The sequence below is a fragment of the Pseudomonas izuensis genome (genome assembly GCF_002356535.2).
GTDB classification, from domain to species: domain Bacteria; phylum Pseudomonadota; class Gammaproteobacteria; order Pseudomonadales; family Pseudomonadaceae; genus Aquipseudomonas; species Aquipseudomonas izuensis.
In genome coordinates this window covers 1,293,963-1,317,880 of the sequence record NZ_AP017423.2, presented here as the reverse complement: position 1 = coordinate 1,317,880, position 23,918 = coordinate 1,293,963, and the positions used below count along the sequence as shown (strand labels likewise).

Below are 23,918 nucleotides of genomic sequence, written 5' to 3'. Positions count from 1 at the left end.
GTCATCCAACAGAGATGTTGAATGATCTACCGCTTTCGCGAGCAGGCTCGCTCCCACACGGGGACTTCAGTGCCTGAAAGTTCTTAGATATTGGCGCGCAACACACTGGCCGGCAGCGCCACGCCCTGCTCGACACTCGCTGCCACCACCGCCATCAAACCGCTCAACTCATACCCCTCGGCCTTGAGCCATTTCTGATCGTAATACGTCGTGGCATAGCGCTCGCCGCTGTCGCACAGGATCGCCACGATGGATCCCGTCTCCCCCGCCGCCGCCATTTGTTGCGCCGCCATCAGTGCGCCAATCAGGTTGGTTCCGCTCGAACCGCCGACATGTCGCCCCAATCGCTCGGCCAGGTAGTGCATGGCCGCCAGCGACAACGCGTCCGGCACCTTGACCATCGCGTCGATCACCTTCGGCAGGAACGATGCTTCCACCCGCGGTCGGCCAATGCCTTCGATTCGCGAACCGTGATCCAGGCGCAGGCTGGCATTGCCGGTCTGGTAGTAATCGAAGAACACCGAACGCTCGGCATCGGCACACAGTACGCGGGTGCAATGTTGGCGGTAGCGCACGTAACGCCCCAGGGTGGCCGTGGTGCCGCCGGTGCCCGGGCTGGAGATCAGCCAGCTCGGCTCCGGATACTTTTCGAAACGCATCTGCTGGAAGATCGATTCGGCAATGTTGTTGTTCGCCCGCCAGTCGGTGGCGCGCTCGGCGTAGGTGAACTGGTCGATGTAATGCCCATCATGTTCTCGTGCCAGTCGTTCGGACTCGGCGTAGATCTGCGTCGGATCATCCACGAGATGGGTCTGGCCACCGTAGAACGCAATCTGTGCGATTTTTTCCTTGGACGTGCTGGCCGGCACCACCGCAATGAACGGGACGCCCAGCAACCGGGCGAAATACGCTTCGGAAATCGCCGTCGAACCGCTGGAGGCTTCGATCACCGGCGCACCGGGTTTGAGCCAGCCGTTACACAACGCATACAGGAACAACGAACGGGCCAAACGGTGCTTGAGGCTGCCGGTGGGATGGCTGGATTCATCCTTGAAGTACAACTCGATGCCCGGGAAACCCGGCAGCGGCAAGGGGATCAGGTGGGTGTCGGCGCTGCGCTGAAAGTCGGCTTCGATGATCCGGATGGCTTCGCGGGCCCACTGTCGGTTGTCGCTCATAGTTGATGATCTCGTTGAATCGGGCAGGAGTCTGGCTCAATCAACAAGCTTAGGAAAAATCCTACATCGCGCACAGGTACAGCTACGGTCCAATACGCCCGGCAACTGCTAGGCTCAGGTCCGTTCGTGGAAAGCGGCTTGTAACGACATATAACAAAAAAGAATATAACTTTTGTTTTAACTTCTAAGGGTACGGGTTAGGGTGTCCCACCTTTTTGAACTCATCGATGGAGAGCGACTTTGCCTCTGCGTAGCACTTTCACGCGTTTCTTTCAGTTGGAAGCTGCCAGCGGTCTGTTATTGATCGCCGCGGCCATTCTGGCTTTGATCATCAATAATTCCTCGTTGTCGTGGCTGTACAACGGCCTGCTGGACACGCCCGTGGTGGCCCAGATCGGTGCATTGAAGATCGCCAAGCCGCTGCTGCTGTGGATCAACGACGGTCTGATGGCCTTGTTCTTTCTGTTGATCGGCCTGGAAGTGAAGCGCGAAGTCCTCGACGGACAGCTGTCCAAGCCTTCGCAAATCGTCCTGCCCGGCGCCGCCGCCATTGGTGGCATGGTGGTACCGGCACTGATCTACTGGTTCCTCAACCGTGACAACCCGCCGGCCCTGAGCGGCTGGGCGATCCCGACCGCCACCGACATCGCCTTCGCGCTCGGTGTGCTGGCGCTGCTGGGTAAACGGGTTCCCGTGTCGCTGAAGCTGTTCCTGATGACCCTGGCGATCATCGACGACCTCGGCGCGATCATCATCATCGCGATCTTCTATTCCGGTGCGCTGTCGACCCTTTCCCTGGTGCTGGCCGCGGCCTGCATCGCGGCGCTGATCGGCATGAACCGGCTCGGTGTGGTCAAGCTCGGGCCGTACATGATCATTGGCCTGATCCTCTGGGTCTGCGTACTCAAGAGCGGTGTGCACGCCACGCTGGCGGGCGTGACCCTGGCTTTCTGCATTCCGCTACGCACGAAAAACGCCGAACCGTCGCCCTTGCTAACCCTGGAACACGCCCTCCATCCATGGGTGGCCTACGGCATTCTGCCGCTGTTTGCCTTCGCCAACGCCGGCCTGTCCCTGAGCGGCGTGACCGTCGAAAGCTTTACCCATCACGTGCCGATGGGCATTGCAGTCGGCCTGCTGCTGGGCAAGACCCTCGGCGTGTTCGGCCTGACCTGGCTGGCGGTAAAAACTGGCATCGCCGCCCTGCCCCAAGGCGCCAACTGGGGTCAGGTACTGGGCGTGGCGATTCTCTGCGGCATCGGGTTCACCATGAGCCTGTTCGTCGGTTCCCTGGCCTTCGTCCCGGGCGCCAGCGAATACGCCGGGATGGACCGGATGGGGATTCTGACCGGTTCGATACTGGCGGCGCTGATCGGTTATGCGGTGACGGCGGCGGCGAGTCGCAAAAGCGCGCTTCAAGCCACATAGTCACAAGCGAGTTTGCCCATCGTTCAGAAGAGAGGGAGCCAAGGCTCCCTCTTTTTCTACAGGCGAAAAAAAACCCGACCAGTCACCTGATCGGGGTTTTCTTTTACCCGTGTTCCCGCTTAGTGCGAAACGCGGCTGGTCCCATCAACAGAGGAGATCCGCACACGCTCACCCACACGGAACACTTCGTTTGGCTGCACTTGTTGCACGTAGGCACGCATGCTGCCGTCGTCTTCGCGTACGGTAATTTCCACACCTTGGGTACGGGTCAGGCCTTCTTCGGCCGCCGAGCCCACCAGGCCGCCGGCGACTGCGCCGATGACCGCGGCGACGATGCTACCTTTACCGCCACCGATGGCGCTACCGCCGACACCGCCGACGACAGCACCCGCTGCGCCGCCGATTGGGGTTTTGGTGCCTTCGATTTTCACTGGGCGCAATGCTTCGATGGTGCCCATGCGAACGGTCTGCACGCGACGCGCTTCGTCACGGGAGTAGGAGTCACCGGTCAGGCTCGATTGGCAGCCGGTGAGCAACATCGCCATCGTGGAAAAGGAAGCAACCAGCAGAACAGACTTACGCATAGCATCAACTCCAAAGGACAAGTAATCATTAAACTCCGCAGCTTGACGCCTGTCACGGCGTCGCCCGGATAAAATTGCTTTGATTCAGGGCTTGTACAGGGTACAGGTCCCTTCACGAATTCATCACACGGTAGCGGCAAATCATGCAATTTGCGCTGCTGGCACAGGAATTTCATGGATTACTTTATCATTGTCGTCACGACTGTTGCCGGTCTGTATTTTCACGGATGGCTGTACGTGCGGATCAGACGCTGGATGGATCGAGACCTGGCGTTGGCGCTGGCCGGGGGCGATGAATGCAAAAAAGCGTTCATGCTCCAGCAACTGGAAAACGCTCGAGCGCAGAAGATCAAGCGTCGAGATTTGCCGCAATGGCTGGAAGCCGCTGCGGCAGGTTATCCCGACCGGTAGGCTGTTTCAGGGTGCCAGACGCTCAAGAATCCAGTCGGCACCCTGCAAACGATAGTTAAGGCGATCATGCAGGCGGCTCGGACGGCCTTGCCAGAACTCGATGCGCTCCGGCAACAGGCGATAACCACCCCAGTGTTCAGGGCAGTGAGGCTGGGAATCGCTGAAACGTTGCTCGGTATCCTTGAGCAGACTTTCCAGCTCGGCGCGATCGGCAATTACCCGGCTCTGCGGTGAAGCCCAGGCACCGATCCGACTGCCCAGCGGGCGAACCTGATAGTAAGCGTCAGACTCTTCAGGCGTTACCCTCACCACCTTCCCTTCGATGCGCACCTGGCGTTCCAGGGTCGGCCAGAAAAAGGTCATGGCCGCGAAGGGATTCGCGGCCAGTTGCTGCCCCTTGGCGCTGTCGTAGTTGGTGAAGAAGGTAAAGCCCTGGGCATCCAGGCCCTTGAGCAGCAGGATGCGGCAATGCGGTCGACCGTCCTGATCGACAGTGGCCAAGGTCATGGCGTTGGCTTCCACGGGTGCCTGTTCGGTTTTCACCGCGTCGGCGAACCATTGGTGGAACAGCGCGAACGGTTCGGCCGGGGCTTGCGCCTCGGTCAGGCCGTCACGGGTGTAATCGCGGCGCATATCGGCCAGTGCCTTGGTCATGACGCATTCCTTTTGGTTAACGAATCACTGCTTTACAGTATCGGCGGCGACTTTTTTGGTGTCGACAGCGGCTTTGGCCGGTGCAGTCTTTTTCGCTGGCGTCGCGGTTTTAGCCGGCGTTTTCTTGGCTGGAGCCTTGGCCGCTTTCTTGGCCGGCGCTTTTTTCGCCACCGGAGCTGCCGCTTTCTTCGCATCGGCTGGTGCCGGGGTCACAGGCTTGGCAACCGGCTTGGCATCCTGGGCTGCGACCATGTGCACAGGCGCCGGGGCCGGCATGTTGTACTTGCTCAGCAATGCGACCATGGTGTTTTGCGGGGTCACCAACAGTTCCACGCGACGATTCAATGCACGCCCTTCAACGCTGTCGTTGGCGGCACGCGGGGCTTCACCGCCCATACCGCGCAGCATCAGGCGATCGCGTTGCAGACCGCTGAGACGGAAGATCGCCGCCACGGCTTGTGCACGCTCCTGACTCAGCTTCACGTTGGCCGGTGCGGAACCCGAGGTATCGCTATGGCCGAGCACCAGCACTGCAGTTTTAGGGTCGGCTTCGAGGATTTTCGCCACGCGGGTGAACGGGCCGAGAGTGACCGGCAGCAGCATGGCCGGGCGATCCGGGTTGAACGAACCTTCGACGGGCGCCGTCACCACCAGCACGTTTTCACGGCGTTCCAGTTGCAGGTTGCTGTCCTTGATCGCCGTGCGCAGACGTGGTTCGTAGTCATCGAGCCAAGCCTGGGTCACTTTCGGGTCCGGCATCGGTACAGCTTTGGCAGCGGGTTGATCTTTGCCGCCGAACGGCCACCACCACTTGCCGCCGCTCTCGGCGTCAGCCTTGGCCACCGGAGCGGTCGCCGCTGGCTTCAAAGGTGCCGGAGCGGGCTCCTTGGTCGCGACTTTGTCGGAGGAACTGAACGGCCACCAGCTGCCGCCGTCCGCATCACTTTTCGGATTCTGCGCGCAACCGGTGATAGCGAAGCACAGTGCCAAGGCGAGGGTTGGTTTGGTTGACATGGGATATCCACAAAAATGAAGTCAAAAAATAAACAGGCCGGTCAGGCCTGCATAAACAGATGATTTGAAACTGAAAAGGCTTTCGGGTTCCGGACCTGGGACCTTTAAGCGGGATTTACAGACAAGTGGCCAGTACCCGCACAAGCTTTTGTGCGCGCGGATCCATCAAGACGTACGGCCCCAGTGTATTTGTCACAAAACCGAAAGCCACATCGTGCTCAGGGTCAGCAAAACCGATAGAGCCACCTGCGCCCGGATGACCGAATGCGCGCGGGCCAAGGCCGAAAGTCGCATTGGGCACATCTGGCTGATCGAGCATGCAGCCCAGACCGAATCGGGTCCGGGTCAGCAAGGTCTTGTCCTCGCCCAGGCTGTGCTCGCGGGTCAGCTCGTCGAGCATTTCCCCTTCCAGCAGGCTGCCATCGAGCAGGCCGGCGTAAAACCCGGCCAGGCTGCGGGCATTGCCGTGGCCATTGGCCGCCGGTTGCTGCATGCGCCGCCATTCCGGTTTGTTGGTGCTGGTCAGCACCGATGGGGGGTTGGTGAAGGCGCGGGTGGTCATGGCGGTCGGCTCGCGCATTGTCACTTGCAGCAAGCGTTGAGCCGCGGCATCGCCGACGTTGCCCTTGCCGCGGGCGATGTGCGCCACACGATAAAATTCTTCATCGGCCAGGCCGACGTGGAAATCCAGCCCCAAAGGCTTGGCCACCCGGGCCACGATGGATTCACCCGGCCCGCGACCGTCGGCACGCCGCAGCAACTCGCCGATCAGCCAGCCATAGGTAATTGCCGCATAGCCGTGGCCTTCACCCGGCGTCCACCAGGGGGCTTCGGCCGCCAGGGCGTCGACCATGGTTTGCCAGTCGTAAAGCGCCTCGGGAGCCAGCAACTCGCGCAACGCCGGCAGACCGGCCTGATGGCAGAGCAGTTGGCGCAGGGTCACGGATTCTTTACCGGCCGCGGCGAACTCTGGCCAGTAGCGGGCAACCGGGGCATCCAGTTGCAGCTTGCCTTCGGCCACCAGTTGCAGGGCGGTGACGGCGGTGAAGGTCTTGGTGCAGGAGAACAGGTTGGCGATGGTATCGCTATGCCAGGCCTCGGCGCCGTCCTTGTCGGCGGTGCCGGACCACAAGTCGAGTACGGTTTCGCCGCCGATGCGGATGCACAACGCCGCGCCACGCTCCTGAGGGTCGTCGAACAGCGCCGCAAACGCCTCACGCACAGCCTCGAATCTAAGCTCGTAATGACCCTGAATCTGCACCCGCAACTCCCCGGATAAACGCTCGACAAAGTGGCCCGCATTGTTCCAGCCCTTGAGGGTTTTGGGAACAGGGGCGGGCCGGGCGGTAAATCGCCCTCGGAAATGATCAGTTTTTTTGGGTGTCTGTACCGACGCTTTCGCGAGCGGGCTCGCTCCCACAATGGTTCGGCGTAAAGCCTGTGGGAGCGAGCCTGCTCGCGAAGAACGATGACGCGGTATTAGTTCTTAATGGCCTTTACCGGAATGCCCACCCGCATTTCCGGTGCCTTTCCCCGGGCCTTTGCCGGCCTCGGCCTTGCGACCGCCCTCGGTGTTGTGACTGGTTTCAGCGCCCGCCTTCTGCGCCTCTTTGCTCAACTGATCGACGGCTGCCAGGTTGCTCTTGCGCACGCTGTCGACAAAGCCCTGGAATGGCAGATCGGTTATGCCCACCAGACCGAAGTGGCCGTTTTCGCCATCCTGCAGGCGTCCGGTCACCGGTTGATCGAGGTATTGGAACCAGTGCACGCCGACGATCGACGGTTCGCTCAGCGCTTGTTTGAGGAAGTTCGCATAGGCCGGGCCACGGTCTTCTTCCTTCGGCAGTTGCGTCACGCCGCCCCAGAACGGACCGCGATCGGTCGAGCCGAAATTGAACTCGGTGATCAGCACCGGTTTATCGAGGCTGCGCAATTGGGCGAAGTCATAACCGTCCTGGGGTTGCAAGGTGTACATGTTGAAGCTCAACACATCGCAATACTGGGCGCAGGACTCAACGGCTTCCGGGGTACTGACGGCAAAGCGGCCACCGAGCAGCAATTGGTTCGGCGCGTGCCACTTGAGCGAATCGGAAATGGTTTTGAAGTAGGTGTCGGCGAAGACCTTCTGGAAGTATTTGAAGTCGGCTTCGATTTCCGGGTGTTCAGCGCTTGGCAGCGGCGGCACGAAACCGGGGTCTTCCATCAACTCCCAGGCAGGCAGATCGATACCCCAGGCTTTGGAAAGACCCGCCTGGTTACGGTATTTGTCACGCAACTGCTTGAGGAACGCGCGTTTGGCCGGTACGTCGGTGGTCATTTTCAACGTGCCGTAGGCCAGGGCATAGCGGGCTTTCGGATCGTCGCCGGGGCCGGCCCAGGCCAGCTCGTTGTCGGCGAAATAACCGATCAGCCAAGGATCGTCGCGATGGTCGCGGGCGGCGATGGCCACGGCGCGTTCGGTGGCCATGGCGAAACGCGGGTCGAACGGATCGGGCATGGCGCCCCACCAGTCGTTGCCGGTACTGATGCTGGCGTAATCGCCGACGATCGACAGCGGCAAGGTGTACGGCACGCGCTCGGCGTCGCCCAGTGCCGGGGCGCTCCAGTTGCCGACCGTGTTGAAACCCCACGCTTGCAGGCGGTCGAGGGTGTGGCTGGCCCAGCGTTGCTCATCGAAGGTTGCCTTGCAGGGTGCTGCCGGCGTTTGCTCAGCCGCTTTCGCCACCGTCGCATCGACCGCGCCGGTCTTCGCCGCTTCGGCGACACCGGATTCGGCAGTCGAAGGCACGATCGGTTGCTCGGCGGCCTTCTCTGCCGTTGCCTGTACCGCGTCAGCCTTGGCTGCCTCGGCAACACCGGCCTTTGTATTGCTGCCCAGCGCACAAGGGTCACCGTACAGACGCTGCAGATTAGCGCCATAGAAGTCGTACCAACGACCGAAATTGAAACCCCGTCCCAGATCGACGCCGTTGCCGCCCCGGTTATCCCCTTCACCGAAGTGATTGGCCAGCGGCTCGTCGGCCTTGGGCAGGGATTCGAACATCCATTCGCGTCCGGCGGTATAGGTCTGATTGACGTCCGCAGCGACCGTGTTGATCCCCAGCGAATAGAACGGGTGCCCTTGCGGTGTGACCAGATACCAACGGCCATCGCGTTTTTCCGTACGGAAAAAACCACTGGCCTTGAACGCCGGGCCTTGCGTCCAGCCACCGAACCTGTCCAGCGACGACTTCTCGCGCTCGGCCAGCCAGGCTTTGAGCTGTTGCTGCTCCTTGGCCGCCGCGCCTTTCAGTTGTTCATCACTGCTGACTTTTTCCGGCCATTTGGCCCGGGCCGATTGCCCGTACGCATCCATCAACCCGCCGTAAACGGCGTGGGTCACAGCTTCGCCGTCCTGCACGCCGAATCGCTCCAGCAAAATGCTCTGGGCGGCCTTCGGCTGATCCATCCACACGCTGACCGACACCACCTGGCTGCGGTCCAGCTCACCGGCGCTGCTGGCCAGCAGGATGCGTTGGCCATCGACCGTCATCGGCATCGGTGGCCCGGCCTTCATCCCCTGGCTCAGCGGTGAGGTCGGTTGCAACGGCACCAGCAGGGTTTGCGCGGGGCCGGCCGGCAGGTCGACACGACTGACCAGTGTCTTGCCATCGTTGCTCTGGAGGGTCACGTACAAGGTCACGGCCCAGTTCATGGCACTCTGGATCCGCAGGCTCATGACACCCGATTGCGACCAGTCCCAGACCCCGGTCTGCGGGCTCAGGCGCAGCGTCGGCCGGGCGACCGGGTTGAACGTCACCCGACGCAGCACTTCGCCTTCCGGGGTTTGCTCGGCGTTGGATTGCGGCAGGCTGGCATCTTGTGTCGCCACCTGGACCACATCGGCGGGGCGCACAAAGTTGAACAGCGTCTGCTGGGCTGCGGGGGCAGCCAGCAAGGGCGTTGCGGACAACAGGGCGAAAACGGCAGGTAACGAACGGCGCAGCGAACGGCGAATCATGAGAACGAAATTCTCCCTAACGACCTCAATGGGCCAGTGGAAAAGCGATGGCAGAGAGATAGACAACGCGGTGGGCAGATTTGCCCACCGGTGTATCAGGAAATTTCTCGGCGGAAGGGAGGCAACGCATTGAGGATCGCCTTGCCATAGCGCTGGGTCACCAGGCGTCGGTCGAGCAAGGTGATGGTGCCGCGGTCCTCTTCGGTCCGCAGCAAGCGACCACAGGCCTGGACCAGCTTCAGCGAGGCGTCCGGCACGGAGATTTCCATGAACGGATTGCCTCCGCGAGCCTCGATCCACTCGGCCAGCGCCGCTTCGACCGGATCATCGGGCACCGAGAACGGGATCTTGGCGATCACCACGTGCTCGCAATACGCACCAGGCAAGTCGACCCCTTCGGCAAAACTCGCCAGGCCGAACAACACGCTCGAATCGCCGCCATCGACCCGCGCCTTGTGCTTGTTCAGGGTTTCCTGTTTCGACAGGTTGCCTTGAATGAACACCTGCTTGCGCCAGTCGCGGTCGAGGCCGTCGAACACGTCCTGCATTTGTTTGCGCGAAGAGAACAGCACCAGCGTGCCCCGCGAGCCTTCGACCAGTTCCGGCAGATCGCGGATGATCGCCGCCGTGTGCGCTGCCGCATCCCGGGGGTCGGCATTGAGGTTCGGCACCCGCAACACACCGGCGTCGGCGTGATGGAAGGGGCTCGGGACCACGGCGGTCACGGCTTTTTTCGGCAGGCCGGCACGCATGCGGAAGCGGTCGAAGGTGCCGAGGGCGGTCAATGTCGCCGAAGTCACCAGGCAGCCATACGCGACATTCCACAGGTTGCGTCGCAGCATTTCCGCCGCGAGGATCGGGCTGGCATTGACCTCGATGTCGAACAGCGAGCCGCTTTCGGCCAGGGTCAGCCAGCGCGCCATGGGCGGGTTGTCTTCCGGGTCTTCGACGGTGAAGGCGGTCCACAACTCCCAGTTGCCCGAAGAGCGGGACAACAGGCTGCCGAACAACGGATACCACTCTTCGGCCTGGTTGCTGGCGATGCCGATGTTGACCTCGCCGTCCATGCCTTCCTTGAGCAGGTCGGTGAGCCGGGTGAACAGGTCGGTCAGGCGGGCAAAGCCTTTCTTCAGTTCGATGCCCATTTCGCGCATGTGCTCGGGGATCACGCCGCCGACGAAACGATGACGTGGGCGTTCCCGTCCCTCAACGTCTTCGCCGGGCTTGAAATCGGCGATCTGCTCGCAAGCGGTGAACATGAACTGCTGCTGGGTCTTGATCTCCCGCGCCAGCTCCGGCACCTGCTCGATCAGCTTGCCCAGATCCCCTGGCAGCGGGTGCTGGGCCAGCAGCTTGGTGAGGTTCTTGGCGGTGGTTTCCAGCCAGTCGGCGGTGGAACGCAGGCGCGTGTAATGGGCGAAGTGGCCAATGGCCTTGTCCGGCAGGTGATGGCCTTCGTCGAACACATAGATGGTGTCGCGCGGATCCGGCAGCACCGCACCGCCGCCCAGGGCCAGGTCGGCCAGGACCATGTCATGGTTGGTGACAATCACGTCGACCTTGCCCATGCCCTCGCGGGCCTTGTAGAAGGCGCACTGACCGAAGTTCGGGCAATGGCGGTTGGTGCACTGGCTGTGATCGGTGGTCAGGCGCGCCCAGTCAGCGTCCTCCAGGGCAGTGGACCAACTGTCGCGGTCGCCGTCCCATTTATTGCCGGCGAGTTTCTCGATCATGCTGGTAAACAGCTTCTGACTGGCCTCGTCGACCTCGATCTTGAAACCTTCTTCTTCGAACAGCTGCGCCGTAGCGGTTTGTGCGTGGCCTTCCTGAAGCAGCATGTCGAGCTTGGACAGGCACATGTAGCGCCCACGCCCCTTGGCCAGGGCGAAACTGAAATTCAGCCCGCTGTTGCGCATCAGGTCGGGCAGATCCTTGTAGACGATCTGCTCTTGCAGGGCGACGGTGGCCGTGGCGATCACCAGGCGCTTGCCGGCAGCCTTGGCGGTGGGGATGGCCGCCAGGCTGTAGGCCACGGTCTTGCCGGTACCGGTGCCCGCCTCTACCGCGACAATCGCGGGCTCGCCACTGCGCCGGCCTTCATCGTCGGTGTCGATATCACCGAGGACCTTGGCGACTTCGGCGATCATCAGGCGTTGGCCGTAGCGCGGCTTGAGGCTCTTGGCTTCGAGAAAACGCGAGTAGGCGCCCTGGATCGTGGTTTTGAGTTCAGTGCTGATCATGGATTGTCGGGCGCAAAAAACGCTGGATAAATTTTCAGTAGTTCGGATGGGTCGCTATCATACCCCGCTAATGAATCCCGCGCAGAACGGAGTACCTCAATGACCGCTTTCAGTCTTGTTTATAGCCTGCATGTCCTCGCCGCGCTCGTATGGGTGGGCGGCATGTTTTTCGCCTGGATGGTCTTACGCCCCGCGGCCTTGAAGGCATTGGAGGGCCCCGCTCGACTGAAGCTGTGGCTGGAAGTGTTTCAAGGTTTTTTCCGCTGGGTGTGGGTGGCAGTGGTGCTCTTGCCCGTCAGCGGTGTAGGCATGCTGAATCTGCACTTCACCGGCTTTGAGAACGCGCCGCGTTATGTGGAAGTGATGATGGGGTTGTATGTGGTGATGACGGCGCTGTTCATCCGGATACAAGCGTTGATGCTGCCGGAATTGCGCACAGCCGTGGATGCGCAGGATTGGCCGGTGGGAGCGGCGGTGCTGGGGAGGATTCGCAGGGTGGTGGGGATTAATTTGCTGGTGGGGTTGGTGGTTGTGGTAGTTGCTGCGGTTCGGCCGACCTTCTAAAAGCTTGCCCGCGAAGACATTCGATCAGGCGCCACACAATTCAGATAATGCTTACAACCGCTGCACCGTCACCGAACCCGCTGCCCCAGCAGGCCCCGGTTGCCCATCGGCGCCAGGTTTACCGCTCTTGCCGCCATCGGCTTTATAGATAATGCAGCCCTTGGCCTTACCGCCCGCCCCCGGCTTGCCGCCAGGCCCGGCCAGGCCACCGGCACCGCCGGCCACTTGGACCTTGATCTGTTCTGCCGGGTAGTCGCGCGGCACTGCCAGTTTGACCAAGGCCCCCGGTGCCCCTGGCTGGCCGTCACTGCCGTCGCTGCCATCGGCACCGTGCCCCGCCTGGCCCCAGGTGCAACCCGGTGCCTGGCCGTTGGCCCCATCGAGGCCGACAAAACCCGGCGCCCCCGCACCGCCGCGAGCGTCCACCAGCAATTGCGGTGCGTTCAGGGCCTTGATCTGAAGATTCAGATTGCGCCCGGAGCGGGCGGCCTTCTGATAAGTGCCCGGTGCACCGCGAGCGGTAATCTGGCTGCCCTCGGACAACTGGGCACGGCTGATTTTCAGCTCCAGCGCCTGTTCACCGGGTACGATCGCGATCCGCGCATCACGCCCCAGGCGCAGTTCGGCGACGGTGACTTCAGTCACGTTCGAGGGAATCAGCAATGTGCCGTAATCAGCCACTTCCAGGCGGTCCAGCTGCAATGTGCTGGCAGTGTTTGGCAGACGCATCAGCGAGTTGGTTTCAACACTCACCACCTGAGCGAAGGCCAATGGGCTGATGAGTGCGGCGAGCAGACAGAGTTTACGCATGGGAAGCCTTCGGTGCGGTGGGAGCCGGAATGGTTTGCAGGTGGAAAACGCCGAAAATCACGATCTTCAGGCGATCGAGCCAAGGGTGGGCGCGACCCCGGAGGGTGCGAAAACTCAGCAGCGCTTCAAGAAGATGGAGAACCACCAACAGGCCGCCGGCCAGGTTGACCAGCAGATAAAGCGGATAGACGAACGGCGTGAGCAGATTGACCAGCACCACCGACCAGAACAGCAGGGTCAACAGCTTGCCCAGCCCCCATAGCACCTTCATACGCCCCCCGATGAGAATTATTGTTTGCGCGCACAGTAACGGCTTCCACGCGGGATAAGCCAGAGGGCAAACGAAAATTCTTCATGAAGGCCGCCGAACGGCCGTCGCAGTGATACATTTTTTCACCCGACGGCTCTATTTCGCGGCTCAGCGATTGATGTGCAGCTCCACGCGACGGTTTTTCGCACGACCTTCTTCTGTTTCGTTATCGGCCACCGGCTGGCTTTCACCTCTACCTTCGCTGGTGAGCTTGCCGGGTGCGACACCCTGGCTCAACAGGTACTGCGCAACGCTGCTGGCCCGTCGCTCCGACAGCGCCTGATTGTAGGCATCCGCCCCGACGCTGTCGGTATGCCCGACCACCTTGATGCTCACCACGCTGGCATCCAGCAGTTTGCCCATGATGGAATCGAGCTGACTCTGCGCGGCCGGGGTCAGGTCGGATTGATTGAAGCCAAAAAACACGTCATTGCTCAACGTGATGACTTCAGGCTGTGCGGGCTCCGCAGGTTTCTCGCTGGCCGGGTATTGCGGCAGCGGGCAACCGTGATGTTCCACAGGGGTATTGGCCGGGGTGTCGGGGCAACGATCGCGACGGTCGAAAACGCCATCGCCGTCTTCGTCACCGTCCTGGGCGTAACAGATCAAACCGCCGGTCAAGATACCAAGCGCCGCTCCACCGGCCGCCCAGCCACCACTTTCGATAGCGCCCAGGCCTCCGCCGACCAGTCCGCCAATGACGCTGCAGATCGGCCAGGTACGTTGATTGAGGGGGGCAGTGCCATCACTGTGAGTAGCGCAACCGGTCAACAGGCTGCCAAGCAGCAGAACCGGCAAGACGGTCCGTGTGAGATTGCTCATTTTGAAAGCTCCTGTGTCACCGGCCAATGCCGGTTACACAGGAGTAAAGACCTGCATCCGCGACTGCACAAGCCGCGGATGCGAGGGATCTAGCGGTTGATTTTGATTTCCGTGCGACGGTTCATCGCGCGGCCGTCAGCGGTTTTGTTATCGGCAACCGGCTGGCTTTCACCCGCGCCGACGACCGAAACGAAGCTGCTGCGTGGAACGCCCTGTTGAATGAGATATTCAACCACCGAGTGAGCGCGTTTATCCGACAGTTTCTGGTTGTAGGTATCGCTGCCCACGCTGTCGGTATGACCGGTAACGCTCAACCGGGCAGTAGGGGCTTCCGCTTTCAAACGCGTGGCGATCTTATCGAGTACCTGTTTATCAGACGCCGTGAGTGTCGCCTTGTCGAACTGGAAGTGAACATCGCGGATGACGATGGTTTCTTCCTTGACCACCACGGCTTCTTCAACCACTGGAGCAGGTGCCGGTGGTGGGCAACCGTCGGCATCGACCCTCACGCCTCTAGGCGTGCCAGGACACTTGTCGCGGCTATCCGGAACGCCATCGCCGTCTTCGTCGCCATCACCGTGAACCCAGCAATAGGCCGCCGCGGTACCGCCAACCAGTAGCGCACCATACCCTGCCCATGACGAACTCTCGGTTGCACCGAGACCCGCACCTACGACACCACCGACCGCCGCACAGGTCGGCCAGTCGGTTTTCTGCAAGCCTGCGCAACCAGTCAACACACTGGTTAGCAGTACCAGGGGTAATGCTGTCCGAACTATGCTCATCTAGTTATCTCCTGAAGGATCGGCTTAGAACCGATTCAGGGAGTAAAGACCCGAGTTTTAATCTCCGCCAGCAATAGGCCATTGCTGTTTTATCCCGTGTTCACGGGAGATCGTCACTTTTACGGCAAACCCGCTCTAGGCTCGAACTTGCGGGCAGGCTAGTCTTGGCAGATCTGAGTGAGGATCTTCAATGATTGCAGGTATTTCTTCGCGTACGCCGCAACAGGCGCTGGCCGCTTTGCTGGATCGTTACGCCCCTTCGCGCCTGTTGCTGATTGGCGCCAGCGAATTCCCCGCGCTCGAAGCTTTCAAGCTCGCGCACCCGGACAGCGACGTGGCGCACGCGGCACCCGGGGCGTTGCCTGCCGAATTGGCGGCGCGCCGGTTTGACCTGGCGCTGGTGGTCGATTGTCTCGAACACCTGCCCAAGCGCGATGGCCTGAATTTGCTGGGTGGCATCCGCAATCTCAACGCCAGCCGTATCGCGGTACTGGCCGATTTGCCGGCCAGCGGCTGGCAGGAGACGGATTTTTTCTCCCTGGCCCTGCAAGCCAGTGAACGCTTCCAGCGCGACGATCAGGTACTGACCCTGTTCACCTATGATCTGCTTGACTACAAACAGGTGCCCGACTGGCTCAACTCGCGGTTCTGGGCCAATCCGGAAAACTTCGGGAAATACTGGTGGTAACGCAATGAGTACATCCATTTGCCCTTGCGGCAGCGGCACCCTGCTGGACGCCTGCTGCGGTCATTTCCATGCCGGCCACCCGGCCCCTTGCGCCGAAGCCTTGATGCGTTCGCGCTACAGCGCCTACGTGCTGGGCCTGATCGATTACCTGGTGGCCACTACCCTGCCCGCCCAGCAGGCCGGGCTCGATCGGCAGTCGATCAGTGACTGGAGCGCTCAAAGCACCTGGCTGGGCCTTGAGGTGGAAAGTTCCGAAGTGCTCGGCGGCCAGCCGGAGCACGCCTTTGTCACCTTCACCGCACGCTGGCACGACGGCAGTGGTGAGCACAGTCACCGTGAGCGCTCGTCGTTTGTGCAGAGCGCCGGCCGCTGGTTCTTCATCGACCCAACCGTGCCACTCGATATCGGGCGCAACGACGCCTGCCCTTGCGCCAGTGGGCAGAAGCTCAAGAAGTGCTGTTCGGGGTATTTCGGCGGTTGACGCTGGGTCAAAGGATCGCAGCCTTCGGCAGCGCCTACATGGGCTCGACGCACACCTGTAGGCGCTGTCGAAGGCTGCGATCTTTTAACGGCTAGACTGGGGTTCAAGGGAGAACCACGACGATGATCACCCAGCGATTCGTACTTTACCTGCTCACTCCACTCCTGTTTCTGGCGCTTGGTGGCTGCGCGTCCTGGTTCGACACGGATGAACCGGACCCCGAGGTGCACCTGGTCAGGGTGGAAGTGGTGCGTGCCAAGCTGATGGAACAGCGGTTCATGCTGCACTTTCGCATTGACAACCGTAGGGACAGCGACCTGACCGTGCGAGGTCTGGAATACCGCATTCACCTGGGCAATGTCCTGCTGGCCGAAGGCGAGCATGAACACTGGATCACCGTCGGCCCCAAGACCAGCCGTTTCTATAAGGTGCCGATCCGCACCAACCTGTGGCCGAAGGTCAAAGACCTGGTCAAACAACTGAAAAACCCTGGACAGTCCATTCCCTATCGACTGGAAGGCGAGATGGAAACCGGTTTATTCATCGCCCACTACGTGCACCTGGCGCGTAATGGCGTAATAATCCCCGCCGATCTAATTCCGGAGTAACCCCGATGACCCAGCAACCCCATGTCCATGGCCCTGACTGCAACCACGATCATGACCACCATGATCACGACCATGGCCATGTCCACGGCCCGAACTGCGGCCATGCCCACCAGGAACCGGTGCGCAACGCCTTGAAAGACGTCGGCCGCAACGACCCTTGCCCATGCGGCAACGGCAAGAAATTCAAGAAGTGCCACGGCGCTTGATGCTTCGGGTGAAGATCTGCTTCGCCTGTTGAATCGCCTTCGCGAGCAGGCTCGCTCCCACATTTGACCTTGTGTCGTACACAACACCAATGTGGAAGCGAGCCTGCTCGCGAAGAGGCCCTCAAAGTCACTATCAATTCAGAATCTGCGCAGTGCTGACCACCGTCGCATACTCCCCCTGCAAATTCCCCAACGACATCCCATGCACCTCCTCGGCTGAACGGGCATTTCCAAAGAAATCAGCCTTGTCGAAGGTAAAGCACGCATCCTCCACCACCCACGTATCGAACCCCAGATTGCCCGCCGTTCGTGCGGTGGACTCCACCGAGTTGTGGGTCGCCACACCGACGATGATCAACTGCTCGATTCCCGCCCCGCGCAAACATGTCTCCAACGCTGTCGAACAAAACGCATCCGGCACCTGCTTCTGAATCAATTGCTCGCCAGGCAATGGTTCAAACCGCTCCTGAAACTCCACCCCTGATTGCTGCGGCCAGAACACCGAGTCTTCCGAGCGCGACAAGTGCTGAACGTGAACGATCGGCCGCCCGCTGCGGCGCCAATGACCCAGCAACGCCAGCATGCGCTCCTCGGCCTGAGGATTATTCCTGCGACCGAGCCTGGGATGCAGGATGCCTTTCTGTTGATCGATGATGATCAGTGCTGCGTTTGTCTTGAGCTCCATGCCAGCGTTTCTCCGTCACCTTGTTTGAAAGCTGAAAAGATCGCAGCCTTCGACAGCGCCTACAAGATGTCCGCCAATCAATGTAGGAGCTGCCGAAGGCTGCGATCTTTTTGGTTTATCGGACAAATCCTGAAATAACTTTGCCCCCCGCTTGCGCGGCCCCCTGCCGCTCACTAACGTAGCGCCTTTATTTGCACCCTACCCCCGCAGGAGCTTTGCCATGGCCTCGCCAGCCCTTACACATTTTCTACCCCGGTTCGGCGTTGCCGCAGCAGTGGCGGGGGTTTTGAGCCTGACCGGTTGTCAGAGCTTCAATGCCCAGGACACCCTGCCTCCCACCTCCGGCGTACAGCCGCTCAAGGGGCTGGCGCAGAACGTTTCGGTGCGCCGCAATGCCATGGGCATGCCGTTGATCGAAAGCAGCACCTTTCACGACGCGCTGTTCACCCTCGGCTACGTGCACGCCAGCGACCGTATAACGCAAATGGTTACCCTGCGTTTGCTGGCTCAGGGGCGTCTGGCCGAGATGCACGGTTCGGACCTGCTGGATGCCGACCGGTACATGCGCGCAGTCAATCTGAAGAAAAGCGCCGGCGAGCTGTACAAGGCGTCTTCGCCCCGCCTCAAGCGATTCTTCGAAGTCTATGCCCGCGGGGTCAACGCCTACCTGTTCCGCTACCGCGACAAACTGCCGGCGGACCTCGCCGCCAGCGGTTACAAGCCTGAATACTGGCAACCGGAAGATTCGGCGCTGATTTTCTGCCTGTTGAACTTCAGCCAATCGGCCAACCTGCCCGAAGAAATTTCCTCGCTGGTGCTGGCCCAGACCGTCACCACCGACAAACTCCCGTGGCTGACCCCATCCGCCCCCGACGAAAAACTACCGTTGGCCGAAAGCGAAAAGCTGCAAGGCATCAAGCTCAACGGGCAAGTGCCGGGGCTGGCGGAGATCAGCAAAGCCACGGCGCAGCTGTCTGACCTGAATCTGTTGGGCGCCACGTCGTCGAACAACTGGGCCATCGCCCCGCAACGCAGCCGCAGCGGCAAAAGCCTGCTGGCCAGTGACAGCCATGGGCCAATGGGCGTGCCGTCGCTGTTCACCTATGTACAAATTCGCACGACGAAATATCAGGCGTCCGGCGTAACCATCGCCGGTCTGCCGATGGTCTTGGGTGGCTTCAACGGCAAAGTGGCCTGGAGCACAACCACGGTCATGGGCGACAACCAGGACCTGTTCCTGGAAAAAATCAAACGCCAGGGTAATGGCCTGACCTACGAATCCAACGGTAAATGGACGCCGGCGATCGTGCGCAACGAAACCTATTTCGTCAAAGGCCAGCGGCCGATTCGCGAAGCGGTGTACGAAACCCGCCACGGCCCATTGCTCAACAGCGCCCAAAGCCTGGCCCAGGGCAGCGGTTTCGGCCTGGCCTTGCAAACGCCGAACTTCACCGACGACAAAACCCTGGATGCGTTTTTCGACCTGTCCCGTGCGCAGAACGTCGAGAGGGCCTCGGACGCCAGCCGCGAGATCCGGGCCATCGCCTTGAACCTGGTGTTTGCCGATGCCAGCAACATCGGCTGGCAGGTCACCGGCCGCTACCCGAACCGCCGCGAAGGCGAAGGGCTGCTGCCATCGCCCGGTTGGGAAGGTCGCTACGATTGGGACGGATACGCCGACCCAATGCTGCACCCCTACGATCAGGACCCGGCACAGGGCTGGCTCGGCACCGCCAACCAGCGGGTCATTCCCCATGGCTATGGCATGCAACTGTCCAACTCCTGGGCGGCGCCGGAGCGCGGCGAGCGCCTGGCCGAACTGGCCGGGGCGGGAAAACATGACACCCGCAGCCTGATCGCCATGCAGTACGACCAGACCACCACCTTCGCCGCCAAACTGAAGAAAATGTTTGAAGCACCGGGCATGGCTCAGCCGCTCAAGCAGGCTATTGAGGCGCTGCCGATTGCCGAACGCGGCAAGGCACGCGAGGCGCTCGCACGCTTGATGGCCTTCGACGGCAAACTCAGCCCGACCTCTGCCGACGCCGCCATCTACGAACTGTTCCTGCAAGAAAGCACCCGGCAGATTTTCCTCGACGAACTGGGGCCGGAAAGCAGCCCGGCGTGGAAAGCCTTTATCGCCAACGGCCAGTTGTCCTACGCCGCGCAAGCCGACCACCTGCTCGGGCGCGAAGACAGTCCGTTCTGGGATGACGTGCGCACCCCGCAGAAAGAAGACAAACCGGCGATCCTCGCCCGCAGCCTGGCCGCGGCGATCAGCACCGGCGACAGCCAGTTGGGCGGCGATCACAAAGCCTGGCAGTGGGGCAAATTGCACCGCTACGAATGGAAGAGCAGCAGCGGCCAGACCGTGCGCGGACCGTTGCCGGCCGGCGGCGATCACACCACGCTCAACACGGCAGCATTCGCCTGGGGCCGGGATTTCAACACGACGCTGGCACCGGCCATGCGCTTTATCGTCGACTTCGGCCAGGCCGAGCCGCTGATGGCGCAGCTCGCCACCGGCCAGTCCGGCAACCCGGCCAGCCCGAACTACCTGAACAGCATCGATCCTTGGCTCAAGGGGCAATACATGAGCTTGCCGATGCAGCCGCAGAACTTTGACAAGGTGTACGGCACCAAGCGGTTGACCCTGACACCGGGCAAATAACGCCGGCCAACAGGTAGGAGCCGGCTTGCTGGCGAAGGCGGCGCATCAATCAACATTGATGACGTCTGACGCAGCGCTTTCGCCAGCAAGCCGGCTTCTACAGGTCAGGGGCAACCCCCTCTTGCCTTCAAGCATCACCACCCAAAACAGTGCAGGCTTTCCACGGCGCCCATTTTCGTGCACTAATCCCATCCGGCAATTTCCCGAACACCTTTTAAACGCTTGTTCGGCACTCTGGTTCGGAAATTGCTACTTTCATTAGGTCTTACGCTTACCAGTAACAATAATTCTGCGCCACAAGCGCTCATATTGGTTCTTAGGGATTGAATAATGAAAAAAGCATTGCTGACCCTGTCTGCACTGGCATTGTGCGTAGCTGCTGGCTCTGCGCTGGCAAAGGAATACAAGGAATTGCGTTTCGGCGTTGACCCTTCCTACGCACCGTTCGAGTCGAAAGCGGCCGACGGCAGCCTGGTGGGCTTCGACATCGATCTGGGCAACGCGATCTGCGCCGAGCTGAAGGTCAAGTGCAAATGGGTCGAAAGTGATTTCGACGGCATGATTCCTGGCCTGAAGGCCAATAAATTCGACGGTGTGATCTCTTCGATGACCGTCACCGAAGCTCGCCAGAAGGTCATCGACTTCTCCAGCGAACTGTTCTCCGGCCCGACCGCTCTGGTGTACAAGAAAGGCTCCGGCATCACGACCGACCCCGCTTCCCTCAAAGGCAAGACCGTCGGTTACGAGCAAGGCACCATTCAGGAAGCCTACGCCAAGGCCATCCTGGACAAGGCCGGCGTGAAAACCCAGGCCTACGCCAACCAGGACCAGGTTTACGCCGACCTGACTTCCGGTCGTCTCGACGCGGGCATCCAGGACATGCTGCAAGCCGAACTGGGTTTCCTGAAGTCGCCACAGGGTGCCGATTTCGAAGTCAGCAAGCCGGTTGATGACCCTCTGTTGCCAGCCAAAACCGCAGTCGGCATTAAGAAAGGTAACACCGAGCTGAAAGCCCTTTTGGATAAAGGTATCAAAGCGTTACACGATGATGGCACCTACGCCACCATTCAGAAGAAACACTTTGGCGACCTGAACCTGTACAGCGGCAAATAATGCCCGGCGCCCATCTCGCGATGGGCGCTTTTTTCTTCCGATCAGGTTGCTGATTTATGTTCGAAAACCTCTTACAAAATCTGGGGCTCTCAGCCTTCAGCCTCAAGGGCTTCGGTCCTTTGCTGATGGAAGGCACCTGGATGACCATCAAATTGTCGGCGATGTCGCTGCTGGTAGCCGTGTTGCTCGGCTTGCTCGGCGCCAGTGCCAAGCTGTCAAAACTCAAATTGCTGCGCCTGCCAGCCCAGTGCTACACCACGCTGATTCGCGGGGTGCCGGACCTGGTGCTGATGCTGCTGATCTTCTACAGCCTGCAAACCTGGCTGACGTCGCTCACCGACTACATGGAATGGGAATACATTGAGATCAACCCGTTCAGCGCCGGCGTCATTACCCTGGGATTCATTTACGGCGCGTACTTCACTGAAACCTTCCGCGGCGCCATCCTCGCCGTGCCTCGCGGTCAGGTTGAAGCGGCCACCGCCTACGGTCTCAAACGCGGCCAGCGGTTCCGGATCGTGGTGTTCCCGCAGATGATGCGTTTTGCCCTGCCGGGTATTGGTAATAACTGGATGGTGATGCTCAAGGCTACCGCGCTGGTGTCGATCATCGGCCTCGCCGACCTGGTCAAGGCTGCCCAGGATGCCGGCAAAAGCAGTTATCAATTGTTTTACTTCCTGGTAGTCGCCGCCTTGATCTACCTGATGATCACCAGTGCCTCCAACTTCATTCTGCGATGGCTTGAACGCCGCTACGCCGCCGGCACACGGGAGGCCGTACGATGATCGAACTCCTGCAGGAATATTGGAAAGCCTTCCTTTACACCGACGGTCAGAACATCACCGGCCTGGCCATGACCATGTGGCTGCTCAGCGCTTCGATTTTTTTCGGGTTCCTGGTATCGATTCCGCTGTCCATCGCACGGGTTTCGCCACACTTCTACATTCGCTGGCCGGTGCAGTTCTACACCTACCTGTTCCGTGGCACACCGCTGTATATCCAGCTGCTGATTTGTTACACCGGGATCTACAGCCTGGCCGCCGTACGTGCGCAACCGCTGCTCGACAGCTTCTTTCGCGATGCGATGAACTGCACCATCCTGGCGTTCGCCCTGAACACCTGCGCCTACACCACGGAGATTTTCGCCGGGGCGATTCGCAGCATGGCCCATGGTGAAGTCGAAGCGGCCAAGGCTTACGGTCTGACCGGCTGGAAGCTGTATGCCTACGTGATCATGCCTTCGGCCCTGCGTCGCTCGTTGCCGTATTACAGCAACGAAGTGATTCTGATGCTGCACTCGACCACAGTGGCGTTCACCGCGACCATCCCGGACATTCTGAAAGTCGCGCGGGACGCCAACTCGGCGACCTTCCTGACCTTCCAGTCGTTCGGCATCGCCGCGCTGATCTACCTGACTGTCACCTTTGCGCTGGTCGGCCTGTTCCGCCTCGCCGAACGCCGATGGCTGGCCTTCCTCGGGCCGACCCACTAGGACTTATCCTGCTTCAGGGAACAAGAGATGCGCCACCAGATACATGACCTGCTGGCCCCGCTGCCGGGGACCGCACGACAGATCCACAGCTTCCACTTCGGTCTGACCTCGGCGCCTACTGTTACAAGCGCCCGAGGCAAGATCTACATCCAGTCGTCCCTTCATGCCGATGAAATGCCCGGCATGCTGGTGGCCTGGCACCTCAAGCAACGCCTGGCCGAACTGGAGGCCGCCGGCCGCCTGCGCAGCGAAATCGTCCTGGTCCCGGTGGCCAACCCGGTCGGCCTGGAACAGGTGCTGATGGATGTGCCGCTGGGCCGCTATGAGCTGGAGAGCGGGCAAAACTTCAATCGCTGGTTCGTCGATTTGAGCGAAGAGGTCGGCAACGACATCGAAGGCCAACTCGGTGACGACCCGCAACACAACCTGCAGCTGATCCGCAACAGCCTGCGCAATGCGCTGGCGCGGCAAACCGCCAGCACCCAATTGCAATCCCAGCGCCTGACCCTGCAACGGCTGGCCTGCGACGCCGACATGGTGCTGGACCTGCATTGCGATTTCGAAGCCGTCGCGCACCTGTACACCACGCCCGAGGCCTGGCCGCAGGTCGAGCCGCTGGCCCGTTACATCGGTTCCGAAGCCAGCCTGCTGGCCACTGATTCCGGTGGTCAGTCGTTCGACGAATGCTTCACGCTGCTCTGGTGGCAGCTGAAGGAGCGCTTCGGCGAGCATTTCGATATTCCGCCGGGGAGTTTTTCCGTCACCGTCGAACTGCGAGGCCAGGGCGACGTCAATCACCCGCTGGCCAGTCTCGACTGCCAGGCGCTGATCGACTACCTGATTCACTTCGGCGCGATTGCCGGCGAACCGACACCGCTGCCCGACCTGCCCTACCCGGCTACACCGCTTGCCGGGGTGGAACCTGTCGCCACGCCGGTGGGTGGCCTGCTGGTGTTCTGCGCGCTGCCAGGGGAATACCTGGAAGCCGGACAATTGATCGCCGAAATCATCGACCCCATTTCCGACCGCGTGACCCCGGTCCATTGCACCGCCGCCGGGTTGATGTACGCCCGCTCGCTGCGCCGCATGGCCACCGCGGGCATGGTGATCGCCCACGTCGCGGGCGCCGAAGCCTATCGCAGCGGCTACCTACTTTCGCCTTGAGGATGCTTGT

The 23,918-nt window shown here is 60.9% G+C and carries 24 protein-coding genes; 12 read left to right on the top strand and 12 right to left on the bottom strand.

Going from position 1 to position 23,918, the window contains the following annotated elements; all coding sequences use genetic code 11:
• Positions 1-83: 83 nt before the first annotated feature.
• Entirely contained in the window at positions 84-1,178 is a 1,095-nt protein-coding gene (locus tag LAB08_RS05890) for a PLP-dependent cysteine synthase family protein (protein WP_096513093.1), read from the bottom strand.
• 240 nt (positions 1,179-1,418) lie between these two features.
• Here LAB08_RS05890 and nhaA point away from each other — a divergent pair, with 240 nt between their 5' ends.
• Positions 1,419-2,606, top strand: a complete 1,188-nt coding sequence (nhaA, locus tag LAB08_RS05885; RefSeq protein WP_096513094.1) for a Na+/H+ antiporter NhaA — start codon at positions 1,419-1,421, stop codon at positions 2,604-2,606.
• A gap of 119 nt (positions 2,607-2,725) precedes the next feature.
• Here nhaA and LAB08_RS05880 read toward each other — a convergent pair whose 3' ends face one another.
• Entirely contained in the window at positions 2,726-3,190 is a 465-nt protein-coding gene (locus tag LAB08_RS05880; RefSeq protein ID WP_096513095.1) for an outer membrane lipoprotein, read from the bottom strand.
• A gap of 174 nt (positions 3,191-3,364) precedes the next feature.
• Between LAB08_RS05880 and LAB08_RS05875 the strand changes: the two genes are divergently transcribed.
• Complete coding sequence (locus tag LAB08_RS05875) at positions 3,365-3,601, top strand: hypothetical protein (protein WP_096513096.1); 237 nt, start codon at positions 3,365-3,367, stop codon at positions 3,599-3,601.
• A gap of 6 nt (positions 3,602-3,607) precedes the next feature.
• Here LAB08_RS05875 and pdxH read toward each other — a convergent pair whose 3' ends face one another.
• From pdxH to dinG, 5 genes are all read right to left on the bottom strand, one after another.
• Positions 3,608-4,255, bottom strand: coding sequence for a pyridoxamine 5'-phosphate oxidase (pdxH, locus tag LAB08_RS05870; protein ID WP_096513097.1), 648 nt, complete (start codon positions 4,253-4,255; stop codon positions 3,608-3,610).
• A gap of 24 nt (positions 4,256-4,279) precedes the next feature.
• The gene (locus LAB08_RS05865) at positions 4,280-5,269 is read right to left on the bottom strand and encodes an OmpA family protein (RefSeq protein WP_096513098.1); all 990 of its coding nucleotides are present in this window, start codon (positions 5,267-5,269) and stop codon (positions 4,280-4,282) included.
• A gap of 115 nt (positions 5,270-5,384) precedes the next feature.
• Positions 5,385-6,530, bottom strand: a complete 1,146-nt coding sequence (locus LAB08_RS05860) for a serine hydrolase domain-containing protein (RefSeq protein ID WP_096513099.1) — start codon at positions 6,528-6,530, stop codon at positions 5,385-5,387.
• Between the two features lie 225 nt (positions 6,531-6,755).
• The gene (locus tag LAB08_RS05855; RefSeq protein WP_096513100.1) at positions 6,756-9,269 is read right to left on the bottom strand and encodes a beta-galactosidase; all 2,514 of its coding nucleotides are present in this window, start codon (positions 9,267-9,269) and stop codon (positions 6,756-6,758) included.
• Between the two features lie 95 nt (positions 9,270-9,364).
• The gene (gene dinG / locus LAB08_RS05850; RefSeq protein ID WP_096513101.1) at positions 9,365-11,509 is read right to left on the bottom strand and encodes an ATP-dependent DNA helicase DinG; all 2,145 of its coding nucleotides are present in this window, start codon (positions 11,507-11,509) and stop codon (positions 9,365-9,367) included.
• A 99-nt stretch (positions 11,510-11,608) separates the two neighbouring features.
• On the opposite strand from dinG, the gene LAB08_RS05845 reads away from it, so the two are divergent.
• Positions 11,609-12,073, top strand: a complete 465-nt coding sequence (locus LAB08_RS05845; protein ID WP_096513102.1) for a CopD family protein — start codon at positions 11,609-11,611, stop codon at positions 12,071-12,073.
• Positions 12,074-12,124: 51 nt separating this feature from the next.
• Here LAB08_RS05845 and LAB08_RS05840 read toward each other — a convergent pair whose 3' ends face one another.
• The 4 genes from LAB08_RS05840 to LAB08_RS05825 all read right to left on the bottom strand — a co-directional run bounded on the left by LAB08_RS05840 (position 12,125) and on the right by LAB08_RS05825 (position 14,800).
• On the bottom strand, positions 12,125-12,883 hold the full coding sequence (locus LAB08_RS05840; RefSeq protein ID WP_096513103.1) for a hypothetical protein: 759 nt from the start codon (positions 12,881-12,883) through the stop codon (positions 12,125-12,127).
• Complete coding sequence (locus tag LAB08_RS05835) at positions 12,876-13,154, bottom strand: DUF1145 domain-containing protein (RefSeq protein WP_096513104.1); 279 nt, start codon at positions 13,152-13,154, stop codon at positions 12,876-12,878. The genes LAB08_RS05840 and LAB08_RS05835 overlap by 8 nt, the downstream gene beginning before the upstream one ends.
• Positions 13,155-13,301: 147 nt before the next feature.
• Complete coding sequence (locus LAB08_RS05830; protein ID WP_096513105.1) at positions 13,302-14,015, bottom strand: PA1041 family peptidoglycan-binding anchor lipoprotein; 714 nt, start codon at positions 14,013-14,015, stop codon at positions 13,302-13,304.
• A gap of 89 nt (positions 14,016-14,104) precedes the next feature.
• Positions 14,105-14,800, bottom strand: coding sequence for a PA1041 family peptidoglycan-binding anchor lipoprotein (locus LAB08_RS05825; protein WP_096513106.1), 696 nt, complete (start codon positions 14,798-14,800; stop codon positions 14,105-14,107).
• A gap of 190 nt (positions 14,801-14,990) precedes the next feature.
• Here LAB08_RS05825 and LAB08_RS05820 point away from each other — a divergent pair, with 190 nt between their 5' ends.
• From LAB08_RS05820 to LAB08_RS05805, 4 genes are all read left to right on the top strand, one after another.
• Complete coding sequence (locus LAB08_RS05820; protein WP_096513107.1) at positions 14,991-15,488, top strand: DUF6231 family protein; 498 nt, start codon at positions 14,991-14,993, stop codon at positions 15,486-15,488.
• A 4-nt stretch (positions 15,489-15,492) separates the two neighbouring features.
• Positions 15,493-15,969 carry a YchJ family protein gene (locus LAB08_RS05815; protein WP_096513108.1) on the top strand — a complete coding sequence of 159 codons (477 nt, stop codon included), beginning with the start codon at positions 15,493-15,495 and terminating at the stop codon, positions 15,967-15,969.
• Positions 15,970-16,091: 122 nt separating this feature from the next.
• Positions 16,092-16,577, top strand: a complete 486-nt coding sequence (locus LAB08_RS05810) for an LEA/WHy family protein (protein WP_096513109.1) — start codon at positions 16,092-16,094, stop codon at positions 16,575-16,577.
• Positions 16,578-16,582: 5 nt separating this feature from the next.
• Positions 16,583-16,783, top strand: a complete 201-nt coding sequence (locus LAB08_RS05805; RefSeq protein ID WP_034146774.1) for an SEC-C metal-binding domain-containing protein — start codon at positions 16,583-16,585, stop codon at positions 16,781-16,783.
• Positions 16,784-16,916: 133 nt separating this feature from the next.
• On the opposite strand, the gene LAB08_RS05800 is transcribed toward LAB08_RS05805, so the two are convergent.
• The gene (locus LAB08_RS05800; protein WP_096513110.1) at positions 16,917-17,468 is read right to left on the bottom strand and encodes a cysteine hydrolase family protein; all 552 of its coding nucleotides are present in this window, start codon (positions 17,466-17,468) and stop codon (positions 16,917-16,919) included.
• Between the two features lie 220 nt (positions 17,469-17,688).
• Here LAB08_RS05800 and LAB08_RS05795 point away from each other — a divergent pair, with 220 nt between their 5' ends.
• The 5 genes from LAB08_RS05795 to LAB08_RS05775 all read left to right on the top strand — a co-directional run bounded on the left by LAB08_RS05795 (position 17,689) and on the right by LAB08_RS05775 (position 23,908).
• Complete coding sequence (locus LAB08_RS05795) at positions 17,689-20,139, top strand: penicillin acylase family protein (protein WP_096513111.1); 2,451 nt, start codon at positions 17,689-17,691, stop codon at positions 20,137-20,139.
• 330 nt (positions 20,140-20,469) lie between these two features.
• Positions 20,470-21,252 carry a transporter substrate-binding domain-containing protein gene (locus LAB08_RS05790; RefSeq protein ID WP_096513112.1) on the top strand — a complete coding sequence of 261 codons (783 nt, stop codon included), beginning with the start codon at positions 20,470-20,472 and terminating at the stop codon, positions 21,250-21,252.
• 56 nt (positions 21,253-21,308) lie between these two features.
• On the top strand, positions 21,309-22,037 hold the full coding sequence (locus LAB08_RS05785; protein ID WP_096513113.1) for an ABC transporter permease: 729 nt from the start codon (positions 21,309-21,311) through the stop codon (positions 22,035-22,037).
• Positions 22,034-22,744, top strand: a complete 711-nt coding sequence (locus LAB08_RS05780; RefSeq protein WP_096513114.1) for an ABC transporter permease — start codon at positions 22,034-22,036, stop codon at positions 22,742-22,744. The genes LAB08_RS05785 and LAB08_RS05780 overlap by 4 nt, the downstream gene beginning before the upstream one ends.
• 27 nt (positions 22,745-22,771) lie before the next feature.
• Complete coding sequence (locus LAB08_RS05775) at positions 22,772-23,908, top strand: succinylglutamate desuccinylase/aspartoacylase family protein (protein ID WP_096513115.1); 1,137 nt, start codon at positions 22,772-22,774, stop codon at positions 23,906-23,908.
• The last annotated feature ends 10 nt before the right edge of the window (positions 23,909-23,918 follow it).